At 68.1% G+C, this 11,257-nt stretch carries 13 protein-coding genes; 4 read left to right on the top strand and 9 right to left on the bottom strand.

Annotated elements, in window-relative coordinates:
* Together FV230_RS17555 and FV230_RS17550 are read right to left on the bottom strand one after the other, a co-directional pair.
* A partial coding sequence (locus tag FV230_RS17555) for a DUF58 domain-containing protein (protein ID WP_147843316.1) occupies window positions 1-385 on the bottom strand: 385 nt, incomplete at its 3' end.
* Window positions 386-488: 103 nt separating this feature from the next.
* Window positions 489-1,487, bottom strand: a complete 999-nt coding sequence (locus FV230_RS17550) for a MoxR family ATPase (protein WP_147843315.1) — start codon at window positions 1,485-1,487, stop codon at window positions 489-491.
* A 229-nt stretch (window positions 1,488-1,716) separates the two neighbouring features.
* On the opposite strand from FV230_RS17550, the gene FV230_RS17545 reads away from it, so the two are divergent.
* Both FV230_RS17545 and FV230_RS17540 read left to right on the top strand, forming a co-directional pair.
* Complete coding sequence (locus FV230_RS17545) at window positions 1,717-2,430, top strand: MgtC/SapB family protein (RefSeq protein WP_147727387.1); 714 nt, start codon at window positions 1,717-1,719, stop codon at window positions 2,428-2,430.
* A 294-nt stretch (window positions 2,431-2,724) separates the two neighbouring features.
* Window positions 2,725-3,423 (top strand): SDR family oxidoreductase, encoded by a 699-nt coding sequence (locus FV230_RS17540; RefSeq protein ID WP_147843314.1) that lies wholly within the window; start codon window positions 2,725-2,727, stop codon window positions 3,421-3,423.
* A 31-nt stretch (window positions 3,424-3,454) separates the two neighbouring features.
* Here the strand turns inward: FV230_RS17540 and FV230_RS17535 are convergent, their stop codons facing one another.
* Window positions 3,455-3,808: a hypothetical protein gene (locus FV230_RS17535; RefSeq protein WP_147727385.1), complete on the bottom strand. Its 354-nt coding sequence runs from the start codon at window positions 3,806-3,808 to the stop codon at window positions 3,455-3,457.
* A gap of 284 nt (window positions 3,809-4,092) precedes the next feature.
* On the opposite strand from FV230_RS17535, the gene FV230_RS17530 reads away from it, so the two are divergent.
* Window positions 4,093-4,956: an NlpC/P60 family protein gene (locus FV230_RS17530; RefSeq protein WP_147727384.1), complete on the top strand. Its 864-nt coding sequence runs from the start codon at window positions 4,093-4,095 to the stop codon at window positions 4,954-4,956.
* Between the two features lie 243 nt (window positions 4,957-5,199).
* On the opposite strand, the gene FV230_RS17525 is transcribed toward FV230_RS17530, so the two are convergent.
* The 5 genes from FV230_RS17525 to FV230_RS17505 form a co-directional block, all read right to left on the bottom strand.
* Window positions 5,200-6,471: an AAA family ATPase gene (locus FV230_RS17525; RefSeq protein WP_147843313.1), complete on the bottom strand. Its 1,272-nt coding sequence runs from the start codon at window positions 6,469-6,471 to the stop codon at window positions 5,200-5,202.
* Window positions 6,472-6,792: 321 nt separating this feature from the next.
* The gene (locus FV230_RS17520; RefSeq protein WP_147727383.1) at window positions 6,793-7,278 is read right to left on the bottom strand and encodes a low molecular weight phosphatase family protein; all 486 of its coding nucleotides are present in this window, start codon (window positions 7,276-7,278) and stop codon (window positions 6,793-6,795) included.
* 56 nt (window positions 7,279-7,334) lie between these two features.
* Window positions 7,335-7,859 (bottom strand): UPF0262 family protein, encoded by a 525-nt coding sequence (locus tag FV230_RS17515; RefSeq protein ID WP_246686598.1) that lies wholly within the window; start codon window positions 7,857-7,859, stop codon window positions 7,335-7,337.
* 13 nt (window positions 7,860-7,872) lie between these two features.
* Window positions 7,873-9,168 carry a histidinol dehydrogenase gene (gene hisD, locus FV230_RS17510; protein ID WP_147843312.1) on the bottom strand — a complete coding sequence of 432 codons (1,296 nt, stop codon included), beginning with the start codon at window positions 9,166-9,168 and terminating at the stop codon, window positions 7,873-7,875.
* Between the two features lie 38 nt (window positions 9,169-9,206).
* On the bottom strand, window positions 9,207-9,641 hold the full coding sequence (locus tag FV230_RS17505; RefSeq protein ID WP_147843311.1) for a DUF2948 family protein: 435 nt from the start codon (window positions 9,639-9,641) through the stop codon (window positions 9,207-9,209).
* A gap of 296 nt (window positions 9,642-9,937) precedes the next feature.
* Between FV230_RS17505 and FV230_RS17500 the strand changes: the two genes are divergently transcribed.
* On the top strand, window positions 9,938-10,255 hold the full coding sequence (locus FV230_RS17500) for a hypothetical protein (protein WP_147727389.1): 318 nt from the start codon (window positions 9,938-9,940) through the stop codon (window positions 10,253-10,255).
* A 240-nt stretch (window positions 10,256-10,495) separates the two neighbouring features.
* Here FV230_RS17500 and FV230_RS17495 read toward each other — a convergent pair.
* Window positions 10,496-11,257: methyl-accepting chemotaxis protein (locus FV230_RS17495; protein WP_246694899.1), on the bottom strand; the 762-nt coding region annotated here is incomplete at its 5' end.

Here is an 11,257-nt window from a genome sequence, read left to right as displayed (position 1 = left end):
CGCGCCAGCCGAGCAGCGCCAGCGCCTCGGCCGCCGCCACCGAGCGCAGCGCCCGGCGGGTGCCGAACAGCATCGAGGGGCGGAAATCGGCGAGCAGCACCACCGCGCGGTCGCGCTCGTCGTGGTGGGTGCGCACGTGCAGGATGCCGGTGCGCGCGGTGGCGTTGCGGTCGATGTGGCGCCGGTCGTCGCCCTCCGACCACAGCCGCACGTCGTCGGGCTCCGAGCCGCGCCCGCGGCGCTTGGTGACGATGCCGCCGGGCAGGCCCGCCAGCGTCCGCGTCGCCGGCGTGACGCCGCGGCGCGCGAGGTGGCGCAGGCCCATCAGCGCCTCGCCGGAAAGGTGGAAGGCCGGGTTCGTCTCGGGGGCGGCGGTGGCGGTCATGCCGGAATCCGGCCAGCGCGGCGCGGCCGCCTCTCCCCATGGGAGAGGGGACCCGCGCAGGGCGTGGTCGCGCGGGGCCTTCTCGCGGTTGCCGGGACCACCCTCAGAGCGCCCGCACCCGCTGGACCAATCCGCCGACGATGCCGCGGGTGGTGAGCCCTTCCGCGGCCGCGCGCCAGGTCAGGCCGATGCGGTGGGAGAGCGCGTCGGCGGCGAGGTCCGCCACGTCCTCGGGGACGACGTGGTCGCGGCCGTGGAGGTAGGCCCGCGCCTTGCCGGCGACCATCAGCGCCAGCGTGCCGCGCGGCGAGGCCGGATGCTCGATCGCGGCGCGCAGGTCCGGCGCCGCGGAATCGGTGCGGGTCGCGGCGACGATGCGCACGAGATAATCCTTCAGCGCCGGCGAGACGTAGGTCTTCAGCGCGGCCTCGCGCGCGGCCAGCATCTCGGCGACCGAGAGCTTCACCGGCATCGCCTCGCCGTGATGGTTGAGCTCGCCCTCGACGAGGTCGAGGATCTTCCGCTCGGAGGCCTCGTCCGGCATCCCGACCACGACGTGGAGCAGGAAGCGGTCGAGCTGCGCCTCGGGCAGCGGGAAGGTGCCGGCATGCTCGATCGGGTTCTGGGTCGCCACCACCATGAACGGGTCGGCGAGCGGATGGGTCGCGCCGGAGACGGTGATCTGGCCTTCCGCCATCGCCTCGAGCAGGGCCGACTGCACCTTCGGCGGCGCGCGGTTGACCTCGTCGACGAGGATCAGCGAGTGGAACAGCGGGCCGGGCAGGAACTCGAAGGTGCCGGCATCCTGGCGCCACACGGTGGTGCCGGTGAGGTCGGCGGGCATCAGGTCGGGCGTGCACTGGATGCGGGCGAAGGAGCCGTCGAGCCCGTCGGCGAGGCGCTTGACGGCGCGGGTCTTGGCCAGCCCCGGCGCGCCCTCGATCAGCAGGTGGCCGCCGGTGAGCAGCCCGATCATCAGGCGCTCGACCAGGCCCTCGCAGCCGATCAGCCCGTGCTCCAGGCCGGCGCGGAGCTCGAGGATGCGGGCCCGCAACGGATCGGCGGCGGCAGCCGGACGCTCGGCAAGCGCAGCGCCGCTCATGCGCGCGCGCACCCTGCGCGACACGGCCGGGCCGGCTGGAAGGAAGCCTTCATCCTGCACGTCTCCTCGTCGAACCCGGCGGGCTGAACCCGCCGCACTTGGATTCTTGATCGATCCATAGTCGAGCCGGTGTGCCCGCTGCCCGGGGCACCCGTCAATCCCGCTGCGACCTCGGGTTGGGACCAGCTCCCGTCACGGAACCGTCATGCGCGCCCGTCTAGGAGACCGGATGGTCCTTCTACCCACGCCCCTCCCCGAGCCGGTCAATTCGGCGATCAGCCTGATCGTGGCCTTCGTGCTCGGCACCCTGATCGGCGCCGAGCGGCAGTACCGCCAGCGCACCGCCGGCCTGCGCACGGCGGTGCTGGTGGCGGTGGGGGCGGCCGCCTTCGTCGATCTCGGCATGCGGCTGACGGGGGCCGAGGGCGCGACCCGCACCGTCGCCTACGTGATCTCCGGCATCGGCTTCCTCGGCGCCGGCGTGATCATGAAGGAGGGCATGAACGTGCGCGGCCTCAACACGGCTGCGACCCTGTGGTGCTCGGCCGCAGTCGGCGCCTTCGCCGGCGCCGACCTGCCGCTGGAGGCTTTGTTCGTCGCGGTCGCGGTCCTGGCCTGCAACACCCTGCTGCGCCCGCTCGTCAACGCGATCAACCGCGCGCCGATCGACGAGAGCGCGACGGAGGCGACCTACGAGGTCCAGGTCACCACCGCCCCCGGCACCGCGGGCCCCGCCCAGGACATGCTGGTCGAGCGGCTGGAGGCGGCGGGCTACCCGGTCGGCGGCGTCGAGGTCGAGGAGCGCGGCGACGCGGCGGTGGACGTGGTCGCGACCCTCATCGCCAGCGCGGTGGCGGCCAAGGAGCTCGACGCGGTGGTCGCCGCCCTGCAGGCGCAACCGGGCATCCGCCACGCCACCTGGGCGGTGCAGACGGGGGATTGAGGGAACGGGGCAAGGCGCCGAACCCGTACGTTTCGCGCGCAAGGCGCCCACGTCGCCTTCCCCTCCCCCGCACCCAAGTCGGGCCTGCCCGACTCGAGCACACAGGGTGCGGATCGCGGGCAAGCCCGAGATCGTCGGGGGAGGGAAGGGGGGCGTGTCGAAGCTGCGTCCGAGGGTGGAGGTACCGAACGTGCGGCGGCACACCGGGCGATCCCCAACGGCGCTTTCCGCATCGCGCGATGAAGCCACCTTCCTCCCAAGAAATCCCGAACCCGGCCTCGCAGGAGACATCCCATGGCAGAACTCGAACATCCGTCGGCCAGGAACGCGCTGATCGTCGGGGCCTCGCGCGGCCTCGGGCTCGGGCTCGTCGAGACCTTCCTGGGGCGCGGCTGGCGCGTCACCGCGACCCAGCGCAAGGCCTCGCCGGGCCTGGCCGCCCTCGAATCCGAGGCGCTGACGATCGAGACCGCCGACATCGACGACGACCAAGCGGTCTCGGCCCTGCACGACCGGCTGGCGTCCCGAACATTCGACCTGGTGTTCGTGGTGGCCGGCGTGGCGACGCAGGCGCACGATCCGCTGCACGCGGTGCCGCGGCCGGTCGCGGCGCAGGTCTACCTCACCAACGCGATCAGCCCGGTCCGCTTCGCCGAAGCCTTCCGCGATCGGCTCGCGCCCGGCGGCAGCCTGGTGTTCATGAGCTCGATCCTCGGCAGCGTCGGGCTCAACACCTCCGGCGGCTGGGAAAACTACCGCGCCAGCAAGGCGGCGCTGAACACCCTGGTCCGCAGCTTCGCGATCCGCCACGCGGCGGAGAACCTGAGCGTGGTGCTGATGCATCCGGGCTGGGTGCGGACCGAGATGGGCGGCGACGGGGCCGACATCGACGTGGCGACCAGCGTCGCCGGCATGGCCGACGTGATCGAGGCCCGGCTCGGCCGGCCCGGCACGGCCTATCTCGACTACCGCGGCGAGACGCTCGCCTGGTAGCGCGGGACCCGAAGGCGGTCCGCGGGCGCCGTCAGCGCCGCGGATCGAGCGGGCGGCCGCGGCGCTCGACGATCACCGGCGGGCGGGTGCGGCGCTCGACGATGACGGTGCGCGGCGCCCGGCTCGGGCCGGCCTGGGCGATGATCCGCTCCGGCACGCGCTCGGGCTTGGCCCGCAGCGCCGCGACGACGTGCGGGCGGACCTCCTCGGCGGGCAGGCCGATCAGCCCGGCGGCGATCTCGATCTGCTGCTCGAGGTCGTCGGACAGGTCCTGCGCGGCGGTCACCGCCTCGACGATCGTCGGCGGCTCGCGGCGGACCCGGATCGGCGGCAGGTCGGCAAAGCTCTTCTTCGACTTCTTCACGGCAGGGCTCGCGCTCGTCATGGCCCACCGTACCCGATTCGCACCGATTGTGCACCGCATCAAAACGAGGCCGTCGCCGTCCTGCCATGCATGCCCCGGCGTGCCGAAGAGGCAGGCAGAGGTGCGCCGCGATCCTGCGGGCGCGCTGGCGCATTCATGATGCAGTTGCCGTCTCAAGCAGCACGACGATGCGTCGAAATGGCGCGGGAGGAGATGCGCCCCGGGGCGTGGTTCGGTCACCGCGGCCCGCGATCATCACTTCGAGACGCCCGCAGATTCCGAGACAGCCGCAGCCCCGAGCCGTGATGACGAGCCCGCCGACCGCCAACCACGATCCGCGCACCACGCCGGCCCGGCCGGACCTCGCCGACATCCGCCTGCGCGGCACGGTCGAGGCGGCGCGCTTCGTCGCCGGCGAGCCGCGCCGGGTCGTGGTCCCGGCCGCCCCCTTACGCCGGACGCCGCGACCGGAGGCCGGGCTCGAGACCGAGGCGGTGATGGGCGACGCGGTCGCCGTGTACGAGGTCGGCGACGGGTTCGCCTGGGTCCAGCTCATGCGCGACGGCTATGTCGGCTACCTGCCGGCGGCGAGCCTCGGCCCGGCCGACCCAGCCCCGACCCACCGGGTGACGGCCCTGCGCAGCTTCCTCTACCCCGCCCCCGACATGAAGCGCCCGGCGCTCGGCCATCTCGGGCTCGGGGCGCGGATAACGGTCGCAGACACGGCCGGCGACTTCGTCCGGGTCGGCGACGCCTTCGTCTTCGCCGCCCACTGCGCGCCCCTCGACCGCACGGTGCCGGACTACGCGGCCACCGCCGAGCGGCTGGTCGGGACGCCCTACCTGTGGGGCGGGCGCACCAGCCTCGGGCTCGACTGCTCGGGCCTGGTCCAGCTCTGCCTCGATCTCGCCGGCCTGCCCTGCCCGCGCGACGCCGACCAGCAGGCCGGCGCCGTCGGCCGCGCCCTGCCGATCGGCTTCGACGGCCTGCGCCGCGGCGACTTCGTCGACTGGCGCGGCCATACCGGCCTGATGCTCGACGCCGACACCCTGATCCACGCCAACGGCCATCACATGGCGGTGGCGGTCGAGCCCCTGCGCCGGGCGGCGGAGCGGATCGCCGCCAACAGCTACGGCGCGATCACCGGGATGCGCCGGCTGGAGGCGTAAAAGGGGACCGAGAAGTGTCACATCCCTGGCAGCTAATATAAGTCATATAAAGAAACGCTTGCTTCACTCTCACGATTGAATTTAGAGATCAGATATTTATGTTTAATGTTGCTTTATACATCATGTTTCCATCCATACTACAATGGATATTTTATTTTGATAATTTTGATATTATTATAAATGCGCTTTTGTAATTTTATTTCCGAAAGCATCATTGATTTACCAACTAAGTATTTTACCTTATCAACTTTGTAGTCGAATCTTTAGTCCTTCCACTAGATTTTCAAGCTCGAGCTTTTTGTTTTGTACATAGATTGAGCACAATCCTCTCCGAACGATAATCTCAGATACAAAGCCAAGCCGCTCTCCTAGCTTGGCAAAATACAAATGGTGATCGGTTGTATCAATCGAAACACTTTTTATAGCTTCTACAACTTTGTCTTGTGAGATCGTTGGGCATTGGCACCGTTGTTGCACTAAAGCTGCAACGTCATTGCATTTTTCGATTATATACCCAAAAACAACAGCCTCGGGAGTGCCGTCTGGAAGCTCTAACACATGATCGTTCGGCTCATTAAGTGGCGGATTATCGCCATCTATAACAGCAACAGCCTTTTTCTTTATCGTAGGATTTGCGTTGTGATATTTTAGAACCTCTACGACATAAGGAAATCCACCCGCCTTATGGATCTCAACGTGATCCAACAAATCCATTGCATATTGCCTAAGTATCTCAGTGCATAAATCCTTCGCAAAATCATCTTCTACGAATATTGCACGGTCCTTAGAAACGGTTCCTGTCAATGCCCGCAAGCTTTCGATCGTCAACTTTCCTTGATACGCAACGCCATCAATGCAGCCCCATATCGCCTTAGGTGGCAAAATATCTAGGGCATACTCTGAGTGCGTCGTAAATATTATCTGTGATTTCTTTCTTTTAGCTACGTCGAATAGATACTCAATCATTTTGCGTGTGGCGAGCGGGTGCAGACCGTTCTCGATTTCTTCGATTAGTATAAGGGCATTGTCTTTCGCGTCCTCAATTTTAGTTACCATTTCTATTATGGATGCCTCGCCCGCTCCAAAATGAAATTGGGAATAATCGTTTTGTTTCTTGGTTCCAACAAGTATCGATTTAGCCGGATCCTCTTTCAGAGAAATTCTCTCGTACCCAGACGCATCTTTCCCCAAAATTCGAGCGACATGCGAAAGGACGCCTGCTTTTATTGGGGTAACTATGATATCGGTTCTTTGGGCGAGGCCAATAAACTGCTTGAATTTCGTTTGTTCATTGGCTGGAACAGTTCTCTGGATTGGTATTACAATAACTTCTCGGTCTGGTATATCATCTCTGCGCCACTTAGCTGATACAAACCGAGCATTTCGTGTAAATATTCCTGGAGGATGAATCTTTCGATCTATGATATCATAATCTATTCGCCAATTGGCCATACTATTATCACCGATATTGGATTTCGGAAAAAATCCTCCTGGCTTTACTGATTTATAAGCCAACGCTGCTGCACCAAGGACAGTCGACTTACCCCCGCCATTCGTCCCCTATGATCGCAGTTACTGGGAAATCAAAGCTTATAGCTTGATTATCAAAACTACGAACATTTAACATCCTTAGCACAGGGAGATAATATTCATAAGATAATTTTTTTACACGCTCTTCCAAGCTATCTATGTCTGACTGACGAACATCCATCAAAAGCCTCACTGCTTTCCTAGCTGGATAAATTCTTTTCAAGAGGCAGAAATTGCCGCTCGATGTCCACTAAAATCGAACCGCGTACCTTTTCAGTGACTAGAAAGTGGCTGTTAAACCAACCCCTACCCCTTCAGCCGCATCTTGATCCGGTAGGTCAGCCCGTCGCGGACGTCGCGGTAGGCGTCCATGCGCTGCTCGCGGGAGGCGTCCTGGAGGATGGTCGGGTCCGCCGTCTGCCAGTACTCGACGTCGGCCGCCAGGGTGTGGGTCATCGCCAGCGCCTTGTGGTGCGCCTCGGGGGCCAGCGTCACGATCAGGTCGAAGTTCAGCCCCTCCCACTCGTCGAGCTCCTCGATGGTGCGGGGCCGGTGCTTCCTGGCGTCGATGCCGATCTCGTCCAGCGCCGCGACCATGAACGGGTCGACCGGCTCGCCCGAGCGCACCCCGGCCGACTGCACGTAGACCGACTTGCCGAAGTAGTGGCGCGCGATCACCTCCGCCGCGGGCGAGCGCACGGCGTTGAAGTTGCACATGAACAGCACCGACTGGACCCGGCGCTTGCGTGGCACGACGAGGTCGCCGGGCGGAGGCGGGACGAGGACGTCCATCGCGCGGGGGCTCTCAGCGTCTGTGCCGGTGCGGGCGTCGGCGGCGCAGGCCCACCTCAGCCCTTCCAGTGCAAGGCGAAGACCAGGGTGAACAGCCGCCGGGCGGTGTCGTGGTCGAGGTCGACCTTGCCGGCCAGGCGCTCCCTCAGGGTCTCGGACGCCTCGTTGTGCAGGCCGCGCCGGCCCATGTCGATCGCCTCGATCTGCGTCGGGGAGGCGGTGCGGATGGCGTTGTAGTAGCTCTCGCAGATCATCTCGTAGTCGCGGATCACCCGGCGGAACGGGGTCAGCGACAGCAGGTGGGTCATCACCGGGTCGCCCGTCGGGGACAGGATCGCGAAGGAGAGCTTGTTCTCGACGAGCCCGAGGTTGAGCGCGTAGGGCCCGGTGCGGCCCGGGATCGCGAAGTGGTTGTCCTCGAGGATGTCGAAGATCGCGATCGCGCGCTCGTGCTCCTGGTCGGGGTTGCCGCGGCCGATCGAGTCCTCGTCGAGCGTGACCCCGATCAGGCGATCGGTGCCCTTCCCGGCCGGCTCGACCCGCTTCTCGACCCCCGTCCCACCCCCCTTGACCTCCGACATCGTGCGCGTGCCTTCAAAGGTTCAGCCGGATCGCGACGGAGCGGGCGTGCCCCTCGAGGCCCTCCGACCGGCCCAGCGTTATCGCCGCGGGGCCGAGCGCCCGCAAGCTCTCCGGCGTGCAGGCCAGGATCGTGGTGCGCTTCATGAAGTCGAGCACCCCGAGGCCGGACGAGAACCGCGCCGAGCGCGCGGTCGGCAGGACGTGGTTGGGGCCACCGACGTAGTCGCCGATCGCCTCGGGCGTGTGCGAGCCGAGGAAGATCGCCCCGGCGTTGCGGATCTTCCCGGACAGGGCCTCGGCGTCGGCCGTCTCGATCTCCAGGTGCTCCGGCGCCAGGCGGTCGACCAGCGGCACCGCCTCGTCGAAGCTGCGGACCCGGACGATCGCGCCGTAGTCGCGCCAGCTCGCCCGCGCGATCTCCTGGCGCGGCAGGGTGGCAAGCGCGCGCTCGACGGCGGATTCCGCGGCCTCGGCCAGCGCGGCGCTGTCGGTGATCAGGATCGACTGGGCGGCGACGTCATGCTCGGCCTGGGCCAGCAGGTCGGCGGCGATCCAGTCCGGGTTGGCGTGGCCGTCAGCCAGGATCAGCACCTCGGAGGGGCCGGCGATCATGTCGATGCCGACCTGGCCGAACACCCGGCGCTTGGCCGCCGCGACGTAGGCGTTGCCGGGCCCGACGATCTTGGCCACCGGCGCGATCGTCTCGGTGCCGTAGGCCAGCGCCGCCACCGCCTGCGCCCCGCCGACGCGATAGACCTCGTGGACGCCCGACAGATGCGCGGCGGCGAGCACCAGCGGGTTCGACTGCCCGTCGGGCATCGGCACCACCATGACGATCCGCGGCACCCCGGCGACGCGGGCGGGAATCGCGTTCATCAGCACCGAGGACGGGTAGCTCGCCGTGCCGCCGGGCACGTAGAGCCCGACCGATTCGAGCGCGGTCCAGCGCCAGCCCGAGGTGACGCCGAGGGCGTCGGTGGTCCGGCGGTCGCCCGGGACCTGCTCGGCGTGGAACGCCTCGATCCGGGCGGCGGCGAAGCGCAGCGCCTCCAGCGCCTCGGCCGGGCAGGCTTCGAGCGCCGCCGCGATCTCGTCCGCGGTGACGCGCAGGGCGGACGCGCCGAAGCCGTCGCCGAGCCGGTCGAATGTTCGGGTGTAGTCGACCAGCGCCGCGTCGCCGCCCTTCACCACGCCGGCGATGATGGCGCGCACGGTCTCGTCGACGTCCTCCGAGATCTCGCGCTTGACCGTGAGCAGCCGGGCGAAGTCGTCCGCGAAGGTCGGGTCGCTGCTATCGAGGCGGATCATCGGGCACTTCTTCTGGTGAGGGCGTGGGACGCGACGGCTCAGGCCGACGGGCCGGAGGCGGGCGCCGCGTGGCCCGGGCGGCTGTCGGCCTCCCAGACCGGCCCGAGATCCTTCATCCGCGCCTCGATGCACTCGACGTCGAGGCGGATCGCGGCCTGGCCGGAGAACAGCAGCGTGACGATGCCGGACGGCGCCTCGGTCTCCTCGAAGGTGATCGCGAGCAGGCTCAAGCTGGCATCCCCCGGCGTCAGGCCGCGGGTGCGGACCCCGAGCACGCGCTCGAAATGCAGGCCGGCGAGCCGCCGCCGCGGCGTCTCCGGCGCCTGCCAGTCGAACCGGCGCAGCGCCAGCACGAAGCGGTGCTCGGCGGCGAGGAAGGTGAGGTCGGCCACGTTCAGCACCGCATCCTGAAGGTGGGCGGAGATGACGGTGAGGTCCTCGGCGTCGAGGGCCGCGAGCTTGAGGAGCTCCATGTCGGGGGGCCGCTCCGGAGGAGGTTTCACGGGAAACATTTTCGCCCGCGTCAGTAGCGAGGCCGGCCGGTTCCGGCAACCGCAGGCCGTCGTCGCAGGCCGAGGGCGGACGGGGCGGCGGCCGTGCACCATGCCGGACGATTGTGGCGGCCGATGCGCAGTCTGCCGCGTTGAGCGTCGGGGCCGCCGGGCGGACAGCCGTTGCGCCGGCCTCAGCCGACGTTCAGGCAGCCCCGCGTAGACACCCGGTCGACCCCACGTCGACCTCGGACCGGAGACGGACACACTCTATGACCATGAAGCGCCTCACCCTCGCGGCCATCGCCGCCCTGACCCTCGGGACGACCCTCGGCGCGACCGTGGCGAGCGCCCAGTACTACGATTACGGCGGCCCGCGCCGGTTCGACCGCGGCTACGACGACGATCGCCCGCGCCGCCGCGACTACGACGAGGATCGCTACGACCGTCGCCGCGACGACTTCCGCGGCGGCCGCGGCGGCAGCATCTGCGTCACCGCCCGCGGCAACTGCGTCACCCGCCCGGCGCCGTTCAACTCGTCCTGCGGCTGCGAAGTCCCGGGCTTCGGGTTCAAGCGCGGCGCCATCGGCCGCTGATCGGAAGGCTTCCCATCGGCGAGGGGCCGTCCAGCCATCCGGGCCGGGCGGCCCCTCGTGTTTCGGAAGCCCGTCGATCGGGATTCCACCCGCGACTTCGTCCCGAGGCGCGCCCACCAGGCGGACGCCGCGACGGATGCGGGTGCGGGCGGGCGACGGAGCGTCCCCTCCCCCGGTCGCCGATCGGCGCGCCCCGGCCAGGGGGAGCCGGCCCGAGTCCTGAAAGGCGGCCCGCTTCGCTCAGGCGGCGCGGACGCCCGCCAGGAAGGTGCCGATCTCGGCGCGCAGCCGCGCCGACTGGTCGGCGAGCTCGTCGGAGGCCAGCAGCACCGCCGCGACCTCGGTGCCGGCGGCGTCCGCCGCGCGGGCGACGGCGGCGATGTCCGCCGTCATGGCGCCGGTGCCGGCCGAGGCCTGGCCCATGTTGCGCACGATCTCCTGGGTCGTCACGCCCTGCTCCTCCACCGCGGCGGCGATGCTGGTCGCCACCTGGTTCATCGCGTCGATCCGCCCGGTGATCGCGTGGATCGCCCCCGAGGCCTCCCCCGCGGCGGCCTGGATCGAGGCGATCTGCTGGCCGATCTCCTCCGTCGCCCGCGCGGTCTGCGCGGCGAGGTCCTTGACCTCGGCCGCCACCACCGCGAAGCCGCGGCCGGCCTCGCCCGCCCGCGCCGCCTCGATCGTGGCGTTCAGGGCCAGCAGGTTGGTCTGCCCGGCGATGGTCGAGACCAGGCCGACGACGTCGCCGATCCGGGTCGCGGCCGCGGCCAGCGCATCCATGGCGGCCTGCGTGCGGGCCGCCTCGCGCACCGCGCCGTCCGACATCTCCGCCGCCTGCTCGACCTGCCGCCCGATCTCCTGGACCGTGGCCCCGAGCTCCTCGGCCGCCGCGGCGACGGTGTTGACGTTCCGGGCGGTCTCGTGGGCGGTGCTCGCGACGCTGCTCGACCGCTGCGAGGTGCCCGCGACCGCGTCGCGCATGCCGCCCGAGGCGACCTGCAG

This window comes from Methylobacterium sp. WL6, from assembly GCF_008040095.1.
In the GTDB taxonomy this organism is placed as follows: Bacteria; Pseudomonadota; Alphaproteobacteria; order Rhizobiales; family Beijerinckiaceae; genus Methylobacterium.
This window is presented reverse-complemented; position numbering and strand designations above follow the sequence as displayed.